The following is a 20549-nucleotide window of genomic DNA, read 5'->3' as shown; positions in this document are numbered from 1 at the left end:
GACCTAGCTAGACATATCAGGCCTCGTCGTCAAACCAGTGGGCACGGGCACGCATGATCAGCTCGCTGGCCGCATCTTGCGCCAGGCCGGTCATCTCGGACAATTCGTCCGTTGCCAGTTCCGCCAGTTCATCCAGCGTTGTAATCTCGTTTTCGGCCAGGACAGCGATCAGCTCGGGCGTCATGCCCTCGACTCCTGCCAGCTCCTTGACCGCGGTCTGTACCAGCTCTTCCTTGGCAATGGCCTCGCTCAGCAGTGCATTACGGGCGCGGGCACGCAGCTCGTTGACGGTTTCCTCGTCAAAGGCTTCGATTTCCTGCAACTCCTGCAACGGCACATAAGCGATTTCTTCCAGACCAGTAAATCCTTCGTCGATCAGAATATCGGCCACAGCTTCGTCCACATCCAGACGGGACATGAAGGTGGCACGCAGTTCCTCGCGCTCTTCGTCCTGACGGTTGCGACTTTCTTCCGGTGTCATGATGTTGATCTGCCAGCCGGTCAGCTCCGATGCCAGACGCACGTTCTGACCTCGCGAACCAATGGCCTTGGGCAGGTTTTCCTCATCGACCACCACGTCCATGGCGTGCTTGTCTTCGTCAACCAGAATGGACTCGACGTGTGCCGGAGCCAGAGCGCCGATCACAAACTCGGCCGGATCATCCGCCCACAACACGATATCGACCTGCTCGCCGCCCAGCTCATTGCGCACGGCGGTCACCCGCGAACCACGCATCCCCACACACGTACCGATAGGATCGATACGCTTGTCGTAAGCAATCACGGCAATCTTGGCGCGCACACCCGCATCACGGGCAGCTGCTTTGATCTCCAGCAGACCCTGTTCGATCTCGGGAACCTCGTTCTCGAACAGTTCCTTGATAAATTCAGGAGCGGTACGCGACAAGATGACCTGTTGGCCACGCGCGGCGTAATCCACTTTCTGCACCCAGGCTCGAACTCGATCGCCCACACGGATATTTTCCTTGGGGATCATTTCCGAGCGAGGCAAACGCGCCTCGATCTTGCCCATTTCAATAATGGCGTCGCCCTTGTCCATACGTTTGACCGTGCCAGAGACAATGGTTTCACCACGCTCCAGAAAGTCGTTCAGGACCTGTTCGCGCTCGGCGTCACGGATTTTTTGCAAGATGGCCTGTTTGGCCGCCTGGGCACCGATACGACCAAACTCGATAGGCTCGAGCGGCTCTTCGATGTAATCGTCCACTTGCAGATCGGGGTCGATTTCCTGGGCATCCGACAGCATTTCCTGCTTGTCGGGCTCTTGCAGGCCAGCCTCGTCGGGCACGACCAGCCAGCGCCGGAACCCTTCATGGGCGCCGGTTTCCCTGTCGATTTCCACTCGGATATCAACATCTTCTTTGAAGCGCTTTTTCATGGCCGAGGCCAAAGCGCTTTCAAGCGCGGTGAACACGACTTCACGCGCTACAGATTTTTCACGCGCCAGCGCATCGACCAGCAATAGAATTTCGCGACTCATCGCTTCTTACCCTTGAAATCAAGAACGGGATCCAATTTGGCACGATCCACCTGGTCATAGGTGAATTCGACCTGCGTCAGCTTGCCCGATGCTTCGTCCAGTTCCAGCCTAAAAACGGTATCCAGCGGAACACTAGCCGGTAGCGCCCCTTCGGGAGCGTGGAGCGTACCCACAAACACTTTCCGATTGTCGATAGCCTCGTGCAGGCGCACCTGCACCCGACTGCCGGCAAAACGCACGTAATCGCCAATCCGCAACAGGGGACGATCCACCCCCGGAGAGGTCACTTCCATGCGTTTGTAGTCCACGTTTTCCACTTCGAAAACGCGCGATAATTGTTTAGACACCCATTCACAGTGCTCGATACGTACCCCTTCAGGGTGATCGATGACGATGCGTAACAAGCCAAGCGGCGCACGCTCAACGTCCACCAGTTCGTACTCAGTACCCGCTAGGGTCTCTTGTGCCAAAGCTAGAATGTCTGCCATAAAATCCAAAAAAAATGGGCTGTACGCCAGCCCATGGTAACCATGCTCACTTGAGGGTCAAGCGGGCCCTGGTCTTGCGCATTGCCAACGTCAAACTCGGAATGGTTGCAGGCGCAACCGAACCGGATGATTTATGCGGCCTTTGCCTTGAAAGGCCGCCCTATTCGCTGGCGCGCAGCATCAAAAAAGACCCAGCCGACACAAATGTCTCTGAGCCAAGTTCCATATTCTACCAGAAAACCGGAAAATACGTGCATTCACACGGCCTTACAGGCCCAAACCGCAGGGTTCGGGCCACAAACTCAAGGACCGCGAGATCCGGCTTTACCGGCGCCCGCGCCCCAAGTGGGACTCGTGAGCAGCCGAGCCGGCCGGTTGCCAGTCATCATCACGACGGCTGACACGGCGCACGACTGTTGTTTTCTTCACATGAACCTTGGCTGTTTGCCCGGCAGCAGCACGTTCCGAAGTGCCGCGACGAGCCGAAGGCGCCCGCCCCTCCTGTGCGCCGCGGGCATGACCGCCACGAGCAGATTCACCGCGAGGCAGCTCGCCACGCGCCGGACGGCGGCCAGCATGAGCGCGCGCCCCCTCTTGTGAACGATTGTCCGGGGCACGACCTTCCAGGGAACGTCCTTCTGTCGTACGACCACGCTGCGGACCGCGACCACCTTGGGTGGCGCGGGGCGCACCCCGTCCGTTTCCGGTACGCTCACGGCCGCCTTGCTCACGACGCCCACCATCAGGATGGCCGTTAGCCAGACCACCACTGATAAACAGCGCACCGCTGACGGACTCGTTAACGCGCACATTGTTGGAAGAACGACCACGCCCGCTGGCCAGTCGACCGCCACGCCCAATCCGCGCACCGCTCAGCCCATTGTGTTCCAGCGTACCGAAACCAGGGGGCAAAGCGCTGTCATGCGACAGCGGCTGACGCTCACGACGCTGATGCGAGCCATCTTCATCCACCTCTTTCATCAGACCCAGGCGCAACATGAATGCCATCACAACGTCCGCATCCAGCTCTTCCCAGCGACCGCGACGCAGGCTCTTGGGCAGACTCACGTCACCGAAACGGGTCCGAATCAAACGACTCACCGTCACGCCCATGGCTTCAAACATGCGACGCACCTCGCGGTTGCGCCCTTCGTGAATGGTGACGCGATACCAGCGATTGCTGCCCTCGCCACCCAGAAACTCGATCATGCCAAACTTGGCCAAACCATCCTCAAGCTGAACACCATCACGCATGGACTGCATCTGCTCTTCGCTCAGCTCACCCAAGACCCGGACAGCATACTCACGCTCGGCGCCGTAGCGAGGATGCATCATGCGGTTGGCAATATCACCGGACGTGGTGAAGATCAGCAAACCTTCCGTGTTCAAGTCCAGACGACCGACCGACAGCCACTTACCCACTTTCAGCGAAGGCAGGCGACCGAACACCGTGGCACGGCCTTCGGGGTCATCATGCGTCACAATTTCACCCGCTGGCTTGTGATAGAGAATCACACGCGGAGGGCGCTTGGTATTGGCACGATTGATCAACTGACCGTTGATACGCACTTTGTCATCTGCACTCACGCGCTGCCCGATATGAGCGGGCTCGCCGTTTACCGAAACCCGTCCCGCAACGATCAACTCCTCCATGTCGCGGCGTGAGCCAATACCGGCTTCAGCCAGCACTTTGTGCAATTTTGGTTGCACCAGCTCGCTGCCCATGTACTTGCCCAGACGCTGCGAGAGGCGATTTTGCTTGTCCAGATGACTGAATGCGATGTCATCATCACCGTCCAGAATCACGACTGGCGCATCATCAGCCGGGTTCGAGTAACGGGCCGGCTGGGCAGTGCCAGAACGCTTGCCGGGGCCGCCGCGCGCGTCCTGACGACGGCCAACAGGCGCAGGTTTGCGGCGATTGTTTTGTGGGCGGGCCGGACGCGCCTTGACCTCACCGGCAGCGCTCGTCTGAGCCTCGTCATTCTGGCGTGGAGCAGACTCTTGGGTCGCGTCACCACGACGGCGACGAAACGGAGTACGCAATTTGCGCCCCTGGCCTTTCGCGCGGGGATTCTTGGGGTCGGCCGCGCCAGCGGTATCCGACGTGGAGGCTGTGTTCGTCTCGTGCGAATCAGTCATTTTTAATCATTTACTCCAGAGTTTTTTATTTCGTCCGGTACCTGTGTATCCGATAGGCCAGCCGCAGCCTGGGCCTCATCCAAGGAGTCCGGTGTCATATTCACTTCAGCTTGTTCCGTTTGTGGCGACCCCGCTTCTGAGGCCACCCCAAGCCAATTGTCCTGATTGCCTGACTCGGAACCCGGTTCGGATTCCAGCTCAAGCTGAGCAGCACAGACCTGTAGCGGCTCCGTACCCTCTTCCAAAGCAGCGCTCTGCTCTGCTTCTTGTTCTATGCCCTGCTCTGCCTGGGAGCCAGCCGGCTGCACCCCAGCGGGTGCGGGCGCCTGCCCTGCCACTTGTTCCTGACTTTGGTCCCGAAGATCCGCCTCTTGCTGAGGACCCAGGGGCTGGCTCTGCTCTTGATCCGCCCCCTGCTCCTGTGGCGGGTCAGCCGACACCAACGGCTGACCATTGGGCAAGGAGGCCAATGCATCCAGAGAATCCAAGGTCTCAACCGAGGGCAACTCATCCAAAGAGCGCAAACCCAAATCATTCAGAAACTGACGGGTCGTGCCCAGCAATGCAGGGCGACCGGGCGCATCACGATAGCCCAGCACTTCAATCCAACCCCGATCTTCCAGCGTCCGCACAATCTGAGTCGATACGCTAACGCCACGTATATCCTCGATATCGCCGCGGGTAACGGGTTGCCGCCAAGCAATGATCGCCAAGGTTTCCAGCACGGCCCGCGAATACTTGGGCGCGCGCTCCAGACTCAGGCGGGACAAAAACACTTGCATGGCCGGGCGACTTTGAAAGCGCCAACCCGAGGCAACCTGAACCAGTTCCAGGCCACGCTCCTTCCAATCCAATTGCAAGATGGCCAGATAACGACGCAGATCATCTGCGCTCAGCGGCGGGGAGACGAACATCTTGCGCAACTCGGCGCTGTTCATGGGCTGCTGCGCACACAGCAAAGCCGTCTCCAGGACTCGGATTATTTCACTTTCGGTCACTGCTGGGAAGCCTCACTTTCTGGCGATACTTGCATAAAGCAAAAATTCCATGTTAATATCTATTTTTTCCGGCGCGGGGTGGAGCAGCATGGTAGCTCGTCGGGCTCATAACCCGAAGGTCGTAGGTTCAAATCCTGCCCCCGCAACCATCACCCGGAACTGCTTAGCAGAATCAATCAAGCCAGCCAATTTGTGCTGGCTTTTTTGTTGCCCGCCGTTTGGGTCCGCCTTGTGATGCACCGCAGCCTGCGCGCGCTGGCACAAAGCAGCAGGCGCGATCCCTGTTGCAACACGCAGGCGAACTGTCATGCTTGCCAGCCGTGTCCCACCAACCGCCATCGCTGCCAAACAGGCGGATACCGCTAAAGACGCGCGCGCCCATACACGCCCCCGGTTCAAACCCGACACGGCCGCATTACAAGCGATAAACAATTTTGTGTAAGCACACATGCTGATGATGAGTACGTCCGCAAGCCCTATCGGACTGGATTTGAATTGGCGATCCACATTCAGGACCGCGAAAACAGCACAACAACGTTTGGGGCAATAACTGATCGGGGCACAATTCAGGTCGGCACAATCAAACACCTGCAGCGCTACACCTAGCAAGCACCACAAGGCTTATCGATTGCCTACACCTGAAACAAAGCCAGAAACAGAGAAATTCGTTTTGCCGGTACATCCCGCCTAGTAGGGGAGCCGACTGCCATTACAGCCAGATGCCAGCTATCAAGAGCTGGTCGCTATACAGGAAGCCGCTTGCGCGTTTGAGCTTTTAGAAATGCCAGACCGACTGAACCTGTAAGCACACTATGTATTACACCATTGCGACCGGCAAGACGCAAGAAAATTGAAAGACCCTTTTATCCACACCTCCCCGTGCAGGGCGCCTCAGGCATAAAAATGAAATAAACACGCCATGCTATGTACATAATCAAAAACTATGTTATAGTTACTTCTCTGACGCGGGGTGGAGCAGCATGGTAGCTCGTCGGGCTCATAACCCGAAGGTCGTAGGTTCAAATCCTGCCCCCGCAACCAAACGTAGAATCAGCCTCATGCGAAAGCATTGAGGCTTTTTCTTTATCCAGGGTTACCCAAACGTGGCCCTCGGCATCCTTTTCTATTACTGGCTGTCCCAGTATCTCCCTTAAAAGCTCCTTTGCACGATCAAGATCTGTGGCCAGAATCTCGTCCAGGTTTTCCAGCATCGTGCGATACCGGGCGACTATGTTCGCCATGCTGCGCATTTTGAGTTCGGGCTGTTTCCGTTCCTGCGATGGTGCCTGTAGAACTGCCAACTCTGACTCAGCAGCCTGCAGACGACTGGCCAGCGCCGGAGATATCCCGACCTGGGCAATAGCATCGATCAAACGATCTATCTCTGCCTGACTGGCTTCGATCTTCCGCTGCGCGTCCGCCTGTGCTTGCACTGACTCGCGCCGCTGGACAGACATCAGCCGCCGCACCTCTTGCTCCAGCTCGTCAATTGCTTCCGGAGTAAGGATCTCGTCACGCACAATCCCCAGCACCAGATCATCCACCTTGTCTCGGTTTACACTCACACCTGTACAGACTGCCCTGCCCCGGTCCTTCCGAATCGAGCAGCCGTACATCACCTTGTTCCAGGCGATGATAGGGCCACCACAAACGCCACACTTCAAAACACCACTCATTAAGGTGCGCGTAATAGGTGCCCGGCCAGGCCCACCCTGCGCACGTGTTCTTGTCATGCGCTCCTTTGCCCGCTCCCACGCCTCGTCAGACACGATCTGTAGCTCTGGAAGATCCTGAGTAATCCACTCCTCAACTGGACGATCGATACGGACACGTTTTCCCGTGTCAGGATCCTTCATCCATTGTGAGCGGTTCCAAATGTACTTCCCTATATATAGAGTGTTGTTAAGAATCCCGGACCCACGCTGTGGATGCCCATATACAACAGATACCGACCAGGTACCGCCGCGCAACGCCGGAACCTTGAGCCGGTTCAGCTCGTGGGCGATCCGTTGGACAGACCATCCATGATTGGCGTACTTCTCAAAAATCCAACGTACCCAACCAGCTTGCTCTTGGTTCACTTCCAGCCGATTACCACCCTCAACGGGAACAGTCCGGTAACCAAAGCTTAGGCCACCAGCATGCATACCACGACTGACTTGGCCAGCTAGGCCTCGATGTGTCTTTGCTCGCAAATCGTCAAGATAGACCTCATTAATCAAGCCGCGCATACCGCGATGCAGCTTGCGGGCCGACGAGTCCGAGTCGTAGCCGTCCAGAACGCCTACGATACGGATTCCCCGGTGCTCCAATCGGCGAATGACACGCTCCTGCTCCACCATATCCCGCGACAAACGGTCCAGCCCTTCAACAAGAAGAACCTCAAACCGCCCAGCCAATGCGTCTGCCAGCAGTTGCTTTCCACCTGGGCGAGCGGCCACCGGCGTGGAACCGGACACACCTTCATCGGTGTGTCGGACCACGATCCGGAAGCCTATTGCGGTGGCGCGTACATCGCAGACACGCTCCTGGTCGGCAATACTCGTCTCACGTTGGCGGTCGGTAGAGAAACGGCCATAGAAGGCTGCTGTGATTTCCATTTGCTGTTCTGTTCCTCTTGAACAAGTTGGTGGGCAAGCCAGTGTACGAGGGCTCGGTGCGCTGGTTTCAATGGCTTATTCATGGGCTACCCCCTTGTGATTGGCTTTCATGATGTTGAATACCGTGGATCTGGAAACGCCAACCTCCAACGCTATCTGTCGCTGGCTGAACCCAGAGGCAGACAGCTGCAGCACGCGAGTCTTACGGTCTGGCGTGCGTTGCAGACGCGCTAGCTGCGCGGCCATATGCTGAATCGCGGTCATGGTGTGGCCTCCAGGCATTCTTTAATTTGTGTTTGCAAAACCAGATCACGAGCTTCGTCATGCGGAAGAAGACCAGCGACCCTCCGCATTCCGGGAAGCAGAGCCCTAACGCTACTGATGTCGGACTCTGTAATGGGCATGCTGTAGTGCAGCTTGTTGGCCAACTGGGTCAGCGCACTCATATCGATGGCCCGGTTATGCCGGATCGCCCACATCTCAAACAAATCGACCATGCCCTGCAGCGCTGGCACCATGGCAAACCACTCATTCTCAAGCGGTGCCAGGAAAATTGGGCGGCCACGTTCATCCACATGGACAGTGCCGTGCATCTCCAACTGGTCGAGAATCTCTTCCAGAGGCCCCAACACAGTTGCAGCTTTGACGATCATGGGTATTGGCAAAAGACGCTGAACCCGTCTCGTGGCCCTATGTCTGGCCTGCATGCGTTCAGCTTGGCGTCGTTGTTCACGGTTCATGGGGCTGTCCAAAAAAAGAAAACCCCAGTTGAGTAAAACAAATGGGGTTATGGATATTGCTGTAGGTGCTTTGTGTCATGCGACTTTCTCCCGAGGGGAGATCTGCTGATCGGAGTAGTTGGCCTGGACCAAGGCATGGGCCAACGGCGGGCAGACGCTGTTACCGCACATGCGAACCTGAGCCGTTTTGGTGAGTGGGCTGCCGTCAGATTTGCGGTCGATGATGTACGAGTCAGGAAAGCCCTGGGCTCGGTAAAGCTCGCGAGGTGTCAGCATGCGCAGGCCAATGTCCACGATCTGATAATCGATGCCATGGACAGTCACCAGCCCGAAGCGGTCACGGGTGGGGATTGTGTGCAGAGGCTCTCGCAAGCTCACTCCGTCCTGCTCATTCCCGTAGTACTTCACCAGGAACGAGCGAACTTCACCCACATGCCCGCCACCCGCTGTCAGCGTCGGCATGGGTTCACCATGGCTCTGGCCGAACTGGTTGTTTCGCAGCTTCACTAGGTGGCTGGTCACCAAGCCCATGGTGTTACCCGTAGAGGCGCGTTTGGGTGTGCCACCGGCCGTAACCGTGTGCAGTGGTTCATCCAGTGATGTGCCCACACTTCCGACCCGGAACTTTGTGATGTGAGCGGTAATCAGGCTGTGGTGATCCACGCTAGTAACTGTGCCAATAGGGTCCTGCAGGTCGCTGCCCACCACGCCGGTGTAGTGCTTGGCCAAGAATGCGGCCACAACGGCATGCTTCTGCGAGGCGACGATGGTGCCCAGCGGCTTTTCCAAGCCTGGAACACGCGGCGCTTGCCCTGGCCGTTCCCCGTAGCCAGTTTGGATCAGGGTAGGCACGACCACAGCATGATGGCCACCTTTGGGATTGGCTGTGACAGTGGAAAGAGGATCTTCCGTGGAGCGCATGCTTTCGCCAGACCAGTTCGCAATACTGACGATAAATGGATTGGTAGCTTCCACTACATAACGCATCACACCCTTTGCAATGCGCCGGCATGTCGCATCAGCCAAGGGGCGCTTGCGTTCGAATATAGATGGGCAGGGGATGGACCAGTCAATAATGTCCGATGCAGGGCGCCAGGCTTGTTGGCCCTTGGCTGGTTTGGCAAAGTGAGTTTGCTGCGGCCACACGATAGGCAGGCGATCGCACCGAGCAACCATAAAGAACCGCTTGCGGATGGTGGGAGCGCCGTAATCGCAGGCCCGCAGCTCCTTGTATTCCAGGCGGTACCCAAGGGCGCGAAGCTGCTCTTTCCATAGCTGAAACGTCTCTCCCTTACGCTCAGGGCAGGGCATGCCCTCATCAGTCAACGGCCCCCAGGTCTGAAACTCCTCCACGTTCTCAAGAATGATTACGCGGGGGCGCACGGCTTTGGCCCATTTGACGACGACCCAGGCCAGGCCACGGATGTGTTTGGATACCGGCTTACCGCCTTTGGCCTTGCTGAAGTGCTTGCAGTCTGGGCTGGCCCACAGCAGCCCGACTGGCCGACCGCGTGTAGCAACGTGTGGATTGATCTCAAACACATCACTGACATAGTGCTCAGTCTGAGGATGGTTGATGGTGTGCAGGGCAATGGCCTCTGGGTCGTGGTTGACGGCAATATCAACGTGCCGCCCCAGGGCTTGTTCCAGGCCGGTGGAAGCGCCACCACCGCCAGCGAAAAGATCGACCGTGATCTCCGAGGCGATGGGCAACAAAAACTGCTTGGTGGTCATGGGTTGATCCTAGAAAAGAAAAACCCCGATTGAGTAAATCAAGCGGGGTTATGGGGTGTTGCTGTAGTCGCGATGCTTCATAGGGGAGGCATCCTATGTTTTAGCCACAGAGGATCGACTATGATCTCCCAGGCTATCGGTAACAGAAATTGTTTGGAGGTCATGGGGTGAATAAAGGTATACGATCGTTATGGCTGGGAAACGCTATGGTCTTTATGCTGGTGGCGGCGGTTTCCTTTGAGTGTATGCGCCTATTTATATGGTTGTTTCGAACGTATCCTGTCGAGAGTGCGACTGAGGTAGCTGCTTGGGTTCAGGCGGTCGGTTCTATTGGGGCAATTGGTATTGCTATTTATCTTCCATATAAACAAAGAAAAATAGATCGAGAGATAGCGAGGCGAGAGGGGACTGAGTTTAGGCTTAGGGAAATGTATGCATTGCTGATCGCGATATTTGAAACCTTAAGAACCCTAAGATCAGTCTGTAAGAAAATAAGAAAAAGTTCTGAAGGGGCTGATTATTTGATAGATGCTGAACGAATTCGAGGATTGATTCTATCGACGAGCAAGTTTTCTCCAGAGCTTATGCCAGAGAGATTTATGGCTTTTTCTTTTGAATTGCGTTCAATGCAATATCAGGCGTTAGATGTTTTGAGAAAATCAGATGCCGTGGCTGCTTGTTTGATAAAAGATGAAGCAAATTCTTTGCGTATGAAATTAGAGAAGTTAAGTGGCAAAGCGAGGGAGTCATATGGGATATATAAAAATAACTGGAATTCGGTAAATGGCGAGTTATGGCGATTTAGGCATCGGTCATCGCCGGATAAGCAAGCGGGTGGGGATTGATTAATTGAAAAGGTGGCGAGTATTACCACCACCTTGGTTATTGACCGGGCGGCACCATTTAGTCTATTGGAATAGGCGGCTACGCGAGAGCGCGTAGCGCCTCGGCTTCGGCGATTACCTGACCGTTTTCAAGCCAGTGCCCGCTGCATTGCGGGAACTGGGCGAAATTCGGCAGTTTCTTGAATGTGCCAAATAGGAGGGCAGTGTCCAGATAGCTGGCTTCCGCAAGATGGTCCATCCCATCAATCAGCTCTGAACGCCCAGACAAGCTGAGAACATCCACCTGATCCAGAGTCACAAAGCGAGCACCGGACAGATTGGCCAGCACCAGAGCAAGGATGGTGTTGGTACGCCAACGCTCAGACTCGGACAGCAACACGTACGCCCGGCCACCCGCGCTTACCATCATGTCCTCGTCAATGTAGACACATGGCCAGTCGAATGTTTCAGACACCTGTTGAAGCTGCTCATTGACTGGCCCGATGGCTTTTGCCAGGATCTCGGCCGGGATACCGTCAGGCGACAGCGCATCAATAGCGGCCTGCCATTGCTGTGCCAACTGGTGATGGGATTGTGCCTGCTGAGTTTTTCGCTCAGCACCTTCCCGAGCATCTTTCGCTGCGGTCAAAGCTTTCAGCTGATCATTGATCGCGGCAAACTCCTGCTGAAGCCCGGCCAGCTCAGCTTGCACAGCCTCAACTTCACGTTCACTGCCCTGCTCCACCGTCGCTAGGCTTTCCAAGCGTGAGCCTGCGGCTTTAGCCACCTCAATAGCCCGCTTGTCAGCTGCCACACTGGTCACCATCAAGCCATGGGCTTTAATGGCCTGCGGCAGTTTCTGCTGATCCTCTGGCTCCGTAGGCTCCGACGCAAGCAATGCTCCGTGTTCACTTTGATATGTGTACAGAAGCGCGTCCGCTTTATCCTTACCCTCGAACTGCCCACCGTTCGCGTCAATGAACTCAAGCGCATCAAACAAAGCAAGAGCCAATTCATGCACCAGCCCCTTGCGGTTCCTCGCACCGTCTTTGCCGGATAGACGCTCAAGCTCCGCCTTCCACTTTTCAAGCTCTGCTTCATCAAAAGCCAGCTTCTTTTCCAAGCTAGGTAGGCGATCAAAAATAGCCTGATCATTCTGACGGCTCTCTTGATAGGCCAACCAAGCTTTTAGCTTCTGCTCTGCCGCGCCCAAACGAGTGCGAGTTGAATCAATCTTGCCGGAAACGGCCGAGCGCTTGGATTCAAGGTCTTGCAGACCGATTAAATCTACATCAGCAGGCAACTGGGCCTGCCAAGCCTGAGCCTTCACATGGCCGTAAGTTTCGCCTGTGGTTACCTTCCAGGATGCTTTGGCATCTCGGCAACGCTCCTCGGCAAACTTAGCCGCAGCGGGGAAACCGGAACGCAACATGGGCATGACCGCATTGATAACGTCCTGGTCCAGATTCCGCTGCTGGAGCAAAGCTTGAACCTCCTCACGGGAGCTGGATGCCCCCGTAATTCCGAACAGCAGTTTGCGGCGATCATCAGATGCACTGGCCGCAAACAATGCAGGATCCATGCAATAAGGTAGCGCGGCACTGATCTGCTCCCATTGCCGCTGCTTGAAATCATGCTGCACCTCCTGGTCACCACCGGGGGCGGTGAACTGAGCGGTACCAGAATCAAACTCTACGGTAATCGCCCCCGCCGCCATCCCTTCATGCACAAGCTGGCCAAGGTCTTTCTTTTTCAGAACGCGCTCAGGCATACCGAGGAACGCTGCCCGTACAGCTTCACGCACGCTGGACTTCCCTGCTGCATTGTCTCCAGCGACCAGCACCACGGGGCTGGTCAGGGACAAGGTAACCTGCTGAGCTCCCAGCAGGCCCTGGACATCAATCTTGCTGATCTTCATCACTTGCCTCCGGCTCTCGTTGTTCCGCATGCCAATCCTTCCAGCCCTTGACCCACTGGATGCACAGAGGACCTGCCATTACAGGGCAATCAGCCTGTGCTCTGCCCTCCTCGGCTGCAATACGGCCATCCAGATATGCTTGATTCAGATCGGCCTGCAAAGGCTGCTGTTCAATCGCAGGGACTTCACGGATTTCAGCATCCACCACATTGCTATCAGGCATGCCGTCACCATCGTCGTCTGTGTACTCACGCCCCAGATCCATGGCACGCTGATCATGCTCACCCTGAATTTCGCTCATGCCACCGGTGTGATCTTCGGCATTGGCGAGAACAATCAAGCAAGCTCGTCCCACACTATCGAACAAGTCATGACGGCCTTGGCTGGCCTGGCTAATCTTGAACTGCGCTTTAATCCCATCCTTGGCAGTGACTTGCTCCAGGTCAGCAGCGATAGTGGTACGGCCATCGCTGGCCAGCACGTGGACCGCCATATTGATCTGGTATTCAACACGGGAACGCAAGCGGTCGATCACATCGTCCTGCTTGGCCTTCGTCAGAGCTACCCACGGTTTTGGCAGTAGCTTCAACTCTGTCACCAGGGCCTGCAGCAGATCTCGGCCAACACTGTCAGCCGTCATTTCCAAAATATTGCTCTCTGTTGTCATCGGGGTTACTCCATATCAGCTGCAGCCCGGCGGGTGCGAGTTTGTTCGGGGGCTTGGGTTGGTTGATCCGCTGTCACGTGAACAACGCCGTCCAGCTCGTCCAGGCGTTGGCGGTATGCGGCGCTCAGACGTTCTTGCTCGTCCGGATGGCAGTCTTGAATGTTGTCGGCTGCCAGACTAAGAATTTCGTGATCCTTGGAGCCTTGAATGTTGGCCAACACCTTTTCAGCATCCAGATAGTCCTGCGCTGGCGGCTGCGAGTTATCTTCCTGAGCCTTCTGACCCTTGGCTTCGGTCAGTTCAACGTCTGTGACGTTCTCGTTAGGGGCATCGCCCGCTTTCGCGGCTTGTTGTGTTTCGCCCTGAGCGCGTAACGCATCCACATCCACCTGAATGGAGCCGTCCAACCCCGTCTTGGCGTCGATCACATCTGCCAATTCCTCTGCAGTGCTTAGACCCATACCCAATTCCGGGGCATAGGCACGTTGCCAGAATGCTGCCGCCCGATACACAAACATCTGATCGGGCATCGTTGCCCACTTGGAGCCTTTCTTGCTGTGCCAGCCTTCGGCTTTCACCATTTCCCAAGTAACCCAGATTCCATCCAGGCGCTCGTCCGTTGCTTTCTCAATCGCCCAAGCACGGCAGCCGAAATCATCACTCCCAGGCTTTCCTTTCCACTCGTAGCGCAAGGAACTGTACCGGCCACACACGTTGATGGTGGCAATCAAGAACTTGCTGGACCAGCCGGGGTTGCCATGCACGATATAGAGGTTCTGCATGACCATCAGCGGGTTCGCGCCGATACGTTGAGCCATATCCATGGCGATCATGCAGTTAGCCAGATTCCCTTGATATTGCTGCGGGACCAAGCTGGAGGATGCAAAAGCTTTAGCCGTGCGCTGCATCAACTCAAATCCCTGCAGGTCAAAGAAACCTGCAACGACTGGTGGCGCTGCTTGAGCGCCTTGACGAGCCTGAGCCAAGCTGGTGGAGGCTGATTGTTGTGTTGCCATGGGATTTATCCTCGGAATTTGCAGGTTGCGAATGCTGGGCAGAATTTCTCGCTACACAGCATGGAGCGGGGATTTCCGTAAAACTTGCCCGCATGAAGAAGATTGGAGGCATGCTCCAACAGGCCGGGATCATCGTCATCGCCCACCAAGGCTTGGCGGACGCCGTCGATATACCCTTCGGCTACGCGCTGGGCCTTTGGTGTTTTGCCGGTTTGCATGCCGATGATCTTGGCCTGGGCGTCAAGCGGATGGCCGATGGCATATTCAGCAAGCACGGTGTAAACCCCCAGCTGTGCTTTATGCCCGCCTGTATTGACCGTGCCATCAGCAGCGACTGCGGTACCGCCAGACTTAATGTCCGCAATGCCCAGCTTGCCGTCGGCGTCACGATAGACACGGTCCGTGGTACCGGTAAGCGTCAGGCCCAGATCCTGAAAATGCAGGTTTTCGCAGCGAAGCTCCACCGCCACATAGTCCTGCTCCAGTGCCAGGCCATTGCAGTAGGTGGTGTGCAGAGCCAACCCGATTTGCTCGTAACGGCTGGGATCTTCACCTTCCCATTCCACCTGCTCGTCTTCACCGCTTTCGTCAGTTTTGCGGTAGAGCGTATCCACCAAGACGCCAGCAGCATCGTCAGCAGTGATAGGCGCTCCATCCAGCCGCGCCTGGTCGAATGCCGCAGCACCTGCATGGATGGCCGTACCCAGACGAGCCTTGAAATTGGTTGGCATCCACATTTTGAGGATGTTGCGGGCGTACCAGCGCTGCGGGCAGTCAAACAAGTCGCTCAGCGAGCTGGCCCGGATAGTGATGTTTTGCATAGGGGTTCTCGAATCAGAACGAGCCGCCGGCCGACAACCAGCCGCCGACAGTGGCAACAACAGGAATGAATGCGCAAGCAGCAAACCGTGCTGCTTTGCGAAGCGAGCTCCAGCGCTCAGCCGGGGCGGGCAGAAATACTGCAGGCTGGATCTGGATGGCACCACCACGCCACTGACGGCCAATGACTACTTTGGGCCGTTTGGCGCCATAGGTGCGACGGGCGATTGCAGGAGAGTCAGTAATCGCCGCGTCACGCAATTGCCGACGACGACGCGCCAGCAGAAAGTTAGGTGAATGAACTTGCATGTAACGCTCCTAATAGAAAGAACAGGAGGGGAAAAGCTTGCAGGCCACACCGTCACGGCCGTTGCGCACCGGCGCGGTGTTGGTGTTTTCCGGAGTTCTTCAAAACCCTCCAGGCGCAGCACTCCCGCCGCCCAGGCATGGGCGGTACTGATATCGAAAAAGTGAGGGGAATGGGAATGCTGCGGCTGGAAGGCCCTCATCTGGCAGAGGGAGCTGATCAGTATCAGTGCCGCTTCGGCTTTACCAGGTGGCCCGCCGCGAGCCTGAGGAGATCCGCCGAAGCGGCCCGCCTGGTCGGGAGTCAGCTTTATTTAAAAAGTAGTGGGCTGGGCAATACCGCGAATAGCCCACATGAAGCCTTGCTGCAGGTTGGTTTTTCCCAAGGCCACAGCACGCTGATCCAAAGAGCTATCAGCCTGCAGCTTTTCTATCCAAGCACCGACCTTCTCGGCCAGTTCCTTGCCTTCGTTCATTGCTGCAATCTCGGACTCCGACAAATCTCGATAGCCCTTGATGTGTTTATGTTGATTGTCCATATACCTCTCGCATGAAAAACCGACCTACCACAGGACGGTTTTAGATACGCCCTGCGCCGCCAAGATACCGCGATGGCTGGCGCAGGCTGCCGACTTGCACGGCGTTTCCCGGTTGGACCGGGAAAGCTGCTCGGTTCCGTAAGTACTGCGGTACGGTTTCCTTACCGTCCCCTACCAACTACATCAGGGGAGCGCCGGACCCCACGCCTGTAGGCGTCTCACACCAATCGTGGGAATGTATCTATCCGGTTTTTTCTGCCATCTTTTTGCCAGGGCATACGCAGCGCGTCTCCCTCTGTTCACCAGGCGCACCTACACCTCACGGCAGTGCGCAGCGTCTTTCGTGTGCCGTTATTCACCAATCCGTAGGACTGGTGTGGACCACACTGCTGATTTTTAAAGAGCCTCCGCCGTAGCGGGCGCAGCCTTTGCTGCTGGCGCTCTATGGACCGTTACTTACCGTGGCTTTGCCTAAAGGTGTTCTGCGGTTGGTGAAGCGTTGGAATGAATGTTAGCGTAACGCTAACTTGAAAGTCAATAGCGAAACGCTAATCAAGTTTGCGCTAGACGAAAAAAAACCGCCGTGAGGCGGTGACAATGCTGATCTTATTTTCTTTACAGCAAGGGGTAAGTCGTGCTGCGAGATGATTGGAGGGGGTTATCTTCCATTAACAATCCAGGTCAAAATGCGCCCCAAGGTTTTGTCGTACGCAAACGAGAGCAACAGCCCTCCGAGGGTTAGATATGTCCCAGTGCTTACAAGAGGGGCCCTGCGGGTCACATACTTGTCAAAGGTGACCGCACGAAACCAATACTCTAAGAAATTGAAGAGGGACGCTGATCTACCTAGGTAGCCAAGGATTTGTATCAGGCCAATAAATAACAGTATTAACCCTACAAAAAGTAGCAACCCACCCACTCTTTTTACTGGGGAATTAAGTCTCTGATTGATGCCGGGCACTATTTTACTGAAGAGCAGCTTAGCCCTCAGGAAGATGTAAGTGCTAGAAGTCTTCACTGCGCCAAACCTTTAGGACACGCCCAAACACTTCAAAGTCCATGCTTTGATCTATCACCCAGTCCCTATAGGCTGGATTCTCTGAGATGGCCAGCAATCCTTTCCCCGGAACTCGTTGCAGGCGCTTAATAAATCCTTCAGTACCTACACGGAAAAAGTAGACGGCGTCAAATTCCACGGTCTTGATGCTGGAGTCCAATATAAGTGGATCGCCAGAGTTGAACATCGGGCGCATTGAATCCCCGAAGCCAGTCACAATGCAAAGGCTATCTACGCGTGAGTAGCCCTTCACGTTTTTTTCTAGCCATTCTCGGCTGACGCGCCAGCTTTCTATTACTCCGGGCTGGTCACGTAATTCTATCCCTGCCGCACCCATTCGCCCTCCTGTCTGGTATTGGCTGATGGTAACGGATCCTGATGTGGATTCTGTTAGGGAGCTAACCCCCATTGCATCTCCGTCGGCCTCATGGTCAATATCAAGCCATCCGAAGGGTTTACCGGAGTTTTCCTCAATCCGGCGCGCAGTCTCTTTGCGCATGCCACGTCTTTTTCCTGTCCTGGAATCCTTTGCCCCATCTCTCAGGTTCATGAATTGAGCCGGTGACATGCCAAGCAGACGTGCGGCAGCAGAAGGGCTCCCAGACTCTTCTTCAAGGCGACGGAGGTTGACGCGTCGGATTTCATCAATGTCTTTCATGTGTTTAATTTGATAGCAAAACGCTAAGACTTTATATACGCGAAACGCGATTGACTTACTATTAGCGAAACGCTAATATGAAATCATGAATCTATATCAATACACCCAACTCGAACGCGGATCGCAGTCTCGTATTGCTCGTGCAATAGGGGTGCCGCCGGTATCGGTCTATCACTGGGCGAATGGTATGCGCCCAGTTCCGGTGGAACGATGCGCCGCAATTGAACGCGCCACCAATGGCGCAGTAACTCGCCGCGACCTACGCCCTGACGACTGGCAACACATCTGGCCCGAGCTGGCTGAGAAGGAGGAGGCTGATGGCTGAGTCACAACAGCGCCGATCAGGAACCGTTTTCTTGGGGCCGGTAGGCAACCCAGCCCTTGATGCTCCATTTATCAGTTGTGGCGTACTGGATCCTCTATCGGCGACTGATACATGTACTCCGCTTCGTCCCAATCCAGGCGATCTAGCTGTTTTGGATCCAACTGCACGGTTACCAGCGGAACAGACTCTCCATCTGGATAGTCGCCCCACTCCAAAACGACGAAAGGGGCACCCTCGATGAAAACCATATCTGAATTGCAGTGGCCAAGCATCTGGCCGCTTCTGGTCATCAAATGCCGGACTTTGGTTACTTGCCACTTTTTCTTTTCCATGCCCATAAAACGCTCCTTTTTGGCAGTTGGTAGGGGTCAGAGCCACCAGTCTACCGAAAAGGAGCCGGGCACCCTTCCCAACCAGGACAACAAGATCCCGATTGGCCCGACTGATATTTGAGATTTTTTCCATACCGCCAGTGTGCGGCACTCGACCTGCAATGACATTCAGGTCTTTTTGTTGAAGGTTGTATAGCAATGAATGTTCAAACAGCAATACGTCGCCCAAGCATGGAGCGTGCTTTTCGTGAGGCCCTGACCGACCCAGACGAGCGTCATAAAGTGCGTGAGGCTCTAGGCTGGGACGACAGCCAGGCCAGCCGCTTCTTGTCCGGGCATACCGGAATCACCATCGACAAACTGGATGCAGCTGTATCTGCTCTGAGTCTGCGCCCGGTGACCCGTCGCTATCTTGAAGCAATTACTGAGCTGGCCGGTACCGGCGTGAAATGTTGGTGTGCACGCGAAGGGCTGGGCGACTGCTCCACACGGTGACCCCATGAAGATCTCCACTGCTTCCGCCATTCTCTGCCAGAACCCACGATTCCAGGCTTACCTGGGCGTTACCAGCGCCGAGGACGCCGCTATGCACATCCGTACCCGCTGTAGAGTTAGCTCCCGTCGGGAATTGGATTGCAATAGCGCAGCCGCTGCAAGGTTCCATGAGCTGCGGCGGCAGTTTGCCTATGGAAAGGAAGTTGGAACCAGCAAGGGTTTCCTGCCATGAATTATTATCCGCACCATATTGGCGATTACCTCAAAGACACAGCGCATCTCTCGATGATTGAGGACGGGGCCTACCGTCGTCTGATCGACCTCTATTACCTGCATGAGAAGCCACTGCCTTCTGATAAGCGACAGGTGTACAGGCTCGCCCGTGCTAGTGCCACCGCTGAGCGTAAAGCAATCGACATCATTCTGGACGAATACTTTACGGCCACGCCGGAAGGCTTTCGCCACACGCGCTGTGATGAAGAGATTGAGTCATACCAAGACAAGAGTGACGATGACGAGGCTCGCAAGGAAAACGAAAAAGAACGCCAAAGACGTCACCGACAGCGTCGCAAAGAGTTGTTTGCAGCGTTACGTGAGCATGATGTGGTGCCTGCCTGGGACACCAAAACAGCCGACCTTGAAACGCTCCTGTCACGGTACCAGTCACGCGTGACAGGCGGTGACTGCAACGTCTCTGTCACACCCCCTGCAACGGCTATCCCAATAACCAATCCCAATAACCAAGAACCAATAAATAAAGAAACAGCAGCGGCAGCACCTCCCCCGCATACGCACGCACATACACACGTGCGCGAGGACGACATCGCGCTGCCGCCGGATTTGCCTGCTTCCGATCAAACGACACAACAAGCCCGCTTTGCGGAGCTACTGCGTAGCTGGGAGCTGGTGCGGGGGAAGGTGTGCAAAGCTGCTGCAAACGATGCTCGACTTGCCACGTGGGCAGAACGGGGAATCAGTGAAACCCAACTGCGTGCCGCCTATGACCTCGCCGTGACTGACCGCATCAATAGCGGGGACAACTCTGCCGTCAATGCCGGATTCGTTGACACCATGCTGGCCAAAGTGCTTGCGGCCTCCGGCTCTGAAAGCGCACTGGCCAAGTCCGGACTGGCAGCAAAACCCTGGCCATGTTCCTGGTCGGGAATCGTTGCCAAAGGCGAAGAGTTGGGAATCACGCAGCACGATGGGGAGCAGGCCCCGGCATTCAAAGCCAGGGTGATTTCTGCGGCAGGACTGAGCGAAGCAGAAAAATCTGCCCTGCGCGTGGACTGGGGGGTATCGCTGTGACCGTTCAATGCGTGGAATGCACCCACTTTTCTCTGCGTGACGCTCGCCACATGGCACGACACGGGTTCGGACACTGCCAGCG

Annotated in this window: 20 protein-coding genes and 2 tRNA genes; 6 read left to right on the top strand and 16 right to left on the bottom strand. The window is 55.9% G+C overall.

Going from position 1 to position 20549, the window contains the following annotated elements; genetic code table 11:
• Positions 1-16 precede the first annotated feature (16 nt).
• The 4 genes from nusA to scpB all read right to left on the bottom strand — a co-directional run bounded on the left by nusA (position 17) and on the right by scpB (position 5129).
• Positions 17-1501 carry a transcription termination factor NusA gene (nusA, locus tag FE795_RS05250; RefSeq protein WP_003802468.1) on the bottom strand — a complete coding sequence of 495 codons (1485 nt, stop codon included), beginning with the start codon at positions 1499-1501 and terminating at the stop codon, positions 17-19.
• Positions 1498-1989 (bottom strand): ribosome maturation factor RimP, encoded by a 492-nt coding sequence (gene rimP, locus FE795_RS05245; RefSeq protein WP_003802469.1) that lies wholly within the window; start codon positions 1987-1989, stop codon positions 1498-1500. The genes nusA and rimP overlap by 4 nt, the downstream gene beginning before the upstream one ends.
• 324 nt (positions 1990-2313) lie before the next feature.
• Complete coding sequence (rluB, locus tag FE795_RS05240) at positions 2314-4131, bottom strand: 23S rRNA pseudouridine(2605) synthase RluB (RefSeq protein ID WP_131071403.1); 1818 nt, start codon at positions 4129-4131, stop codon at positions 2314-2316.
• Positions 4132-4133: 2 nt separating this feature from the next.
• A complete protein-coding gene (gene scpB / locus FE795_RS05235) occupies positions 4134-5129 on the bottom strand; it encodes an SMC-Scp complex subunit ScpB (RefSeq protein WP_080584984.1) in 996 nt (331 codons plus the stop codon).
• Positions 5130-5201: 72 nt separating this feature from the next.
• Here scpB and FE795_RS05230 point away from each other — a divergent pair.
• Both FE795_RS05230 and FE795_RS05225 read left to right on the top strand, forming a co-directional pair.
• Positions 5202-5278 (top strand) — tRNA-Met (locus FE795_RS05230).
• Between the two features lie 815 nt (positions 5279-6093).
• A tRNA-Met gene (locus FE795_RS05225) sits at positions 6094-6170 on the top strand.
• On the opposite strand, the gene FE795_RS05220 is transcribed toward FE795_RS05225, so the two are convergent.
• The 4 genes from FE795_RS05220 to FE795_RS05205 form a co-directional block, all read right to left on the bottom strand.
• Positions 6149-7729 (bottom strand): recombinase family protein, encoded by a 1581-nt coding sequence (locus FE795_RS05220; protein ID WP_219235837.1) that lies wholly within the window; start codon positions 7727-7729, stop codon positions 6149-6151. The genes FE795_RS05225 and FE795_RS05220 overlap by 22 nt on opposite strands.
• A gap of 75 nt (positions 7730-7804) precedes the next feature.
• A complete protein-coding gene (locus tag FE795_RS05215; RefSeq protein ID WP_219235836.1) occupies positions 7805-7993 on the bottom strand; it encodes a helix-turn-helix domain-containing protein in 189 nt (62 codons plus the stop codon).
• Positions 7990-8469, bottom strand: a complete 480-nt coding sequence (locus tag FE795_RS05210) for a hypothetical protein (protein WP_219235835.1) — start codon at positions 8467-8469, stop codon at positions 7990-7992. Before FE795_RS05210 ends, FE795_RS05215 begins: the two co-directional genes overlap by 4 nt.
• Before the next feature lie 75 nt (positions 8470-8544).
• Positions 8545-10203, bottom strand: coding sequence for a DNA cytosine methyltransferase (locus FE795_RS05205; protein ID WP_219235834.1), 1659 nt, complete (start codon positions 10201-10203; stop codon positions 8545-8547).
• Positions 10204-10370: 167 nt separating this feature from the next.
• Here FE795_RS05205 and FE795_RS05200 point away from each other — a divergent pair, with 167 nt between their 5' ends.
• Positions 10371-11048: a hypothetical protein gene (locus FE795_RS05200; protein WP_219235833.1), complete on the top strand. Its 678-nt coding sequence runs from the start codon at positions 10371-10373 to the stop codon at positions 11046-11048.
• A 79-nt stretch (positions 11049-11127) separates the two neighbouring features.
• Here FE795_RS05200 and FE795_RS05195 read toward each other — a convergent pair whose 3' ends face one another.
• The 7 genes from FE795_RS05195 to FE795_RS05165 all read right to left on the bottom strand — a co-directional run bounded on the left by FE795_RS05195 (position 11128) and on the right by FE795_RS05165 (position 18007).
• Positions 11128-12945, bottom strand: coding sequence for an AAA family ATPase (locus FE795_RS05195; protein ID WP_219235832.1), 1818 nt, complete (start codon positions 12943-12945; stop codon positions 11128-11130).
• Positions 12926-13612 (bottom strand): cell division protein FtsK, encoded by a 687-nt coding sequence (locus FE795_RS05190; RefSeq protein WP_219235831.1) that lies wholly within the window; start codon positions 13610-13612, stop codon positions 12926-12928. Before FE795_RS05190 ends, FE795_RS05195 begins: the two co-directional genes overlap by 20 nt.
• 5 nt (positions 13613-13617) lie before the next feature.
• Positions 13618-14628 (bottom strand): hypothetical protein, encoded by a 1011-nt coding sequence (locus tag FE795_RS05185; protein WP_219235830.1) that lies wholly within the window; start codon positions 14626-14628, stop codon positions 13618-13620.
• A gap of 5 nt (positions 14629-14633) precedes the next feature.
• The gene (locus FE795_RS05180) at positions 14634-15449 is read right to left on the bottom strand and encodes a RecB family exonuclease (protein ID WP_219235829.1); all 816 of its coding nucleotides are present in this window, start codon (positions 15447-15449) and stop codon (positions 14634-14636) included.
• Positions 15450-15462: 13 nt separating this feature from the next.
• Entirely contained in the window at positions 15463-15756 is a 294-nt protein-coding gene (locus FE795_RS05175; protein WP_219235828.1) for a hypothetical protein, read from the bottom strand.
• 311 nt (positions 15757-16067) lie between these two features.
• The gene (locus tag FE795_RS05170; protein WP_219235826.1) at positions 16068-16292 is read right to left on the bottom strand and encodes an Acb2/Tad1 domain-containing protein; all 225 of its coding nucleotides are present in this window, start codon (positions 16290-16292) and stop codon (positions 16068-16070) included.
• 1004 nt (positions 16293-17296) lie between these two features.
• Positions 17297-18007 carry a S24 family peptidase gene (locus FE795_RS05165; protein ID WP_219235824.1) on the bottom strand — a complete coding sequence of 237 codons (711 nt, stop codon included), beginning with the start codon at positions 18005-18007 and terminating at the stop codon, positions 17297-17299.
• A gap of 85 nt (positions 18008-18092) precedes the next feature.
• On the opposite strand from FE795_RS05165, the gene FE795_RS05160 reads away from it, so the two are divergent.
• On the top strand, positions 18093-18332 hold the full coding sequence (locus FE795_RS05160) for a transcriptional regulator (RefSeq protein WP_219235823.1): 240 nt from the start codon (positions 18093-18095) through the stop codon (positions 18330-18332).
• Positions 18333-18403: 71 nt separating this feature from the next.
• Here the strand turns inward: FE795_RS05160 and FE795_RS05155 are convergent, their stop codons facing one another.
• Positions 18404-18670, bottom strand: coding sequence for a hypothetical protein (locus FE795_RS05155; RefSeq protein WP_219235822.1), 267 nt, complete (start codon positions 18668-18670; stop codon positions 18404-18406).
• A 192-nt stretch (positions 18671-18862) separates the two neighbouring features.
• Here FE795_RS05155 and FE795_RS05150 point away from each other — a divergent pair, with 192 nt between their 5' ends.
• Together FE795_RS05150 and FE795_RS05145 are read left to right on the top strand one after the other, a co-directional pair.
• A complete protein-coding gene (locus tag FE795_RS05150) occupies positions 18863-19159 on the top strand; it encodes a DNA-binding protein (protein ID WP_376913186.1) in 297 nt (98 codons plus the stop codon).
• Positions 19160-19387: 228 nt separating this feature from the next.
• A complete protein-coding gene (locus FE795_RS05145; protein WP_219235820.1) occupies positions 19388-20467 on the top strand; it encodes a YdaU family protein in 1080 nt (359 codons plus the stop codon).
• Positions 20468-20549: the final 82 nt, after the last annotated feature.

Origin of the sequence: Alcaligenes ammonioxydans, from assembly GCF_019343455.1 — a bacterium.
Taxonomy (GTDB): domain Bacteria; phylum Pseudomonadota; class Gammaproteobacteria; order Burkholderiales; family Burkholderiaceae_B; genus Alcaligenes; species Alcaligenes ammonioxydans.
This window is presented reverse-complemented; position numbering and strand designations above follow the sequence as displayed.